This is a genomic window from Pseudomonas fluorescens, assembly GCF_000967965.1.
GTDB classification, from domain to species: Bacteria; Pseudomonadota; Gammaproteobacteria; order Pseudomonadales; family Pseudomonadaceae; genus Aquipseudomonas; species Aquipseudomonas grandcourensis.
This window is the reverse complement of sequence record NZ_LACC01000088.1, coordinates 1-308: the sequence shown is the minus strand read 5'-3', so window position 1 is coordinate 308 and position 308 is coordinate 1. Positions and strand designations below refer to the sequence as shown.

At 64.3% G+C, this 308-nt stretch carries 1 pseudogene; it reads right to left on the bottom strand.

Annotation, left to right across the window (positions count from 1 at the left end):
- Positions 1 to 308, bottom strand: a pseudogene (locus tag VC35_RS28310) (T6SS phospholipase effector Tle1-like catalytic domain-containing protein); the annotation flags it as partial.

Sequence of the window (308 nt, the reverse complement as noted above, 5' to 3'; positions counted from 1 at the left end):
GCGTCGGTCAGGCCGCGGGCGATGCTGGAGCCGTGGGTGGTGCCGCCGGCATGGCCGTCGCCAATGCTGGCGCGGAACAGGCGAGCGACGTTGGTCGGATGTTTGGGATTGGACAGGTACAGGTCGTTGTTGAGGTTATTGCCGGTGCCGTCGAAAAACAGGCTGATGTGCACGGTCTTGCAGCAGGGTGGCAACACCCGGCGACCGGCCGCGATGCTCAAGGCGTCGTGGTAGTCATGCTCCTGACTGTTCTGGCGATGCTGATTCTGATGAACCTGCGCGGCCCGGGTTGGCAAGCGGCCCTGCAA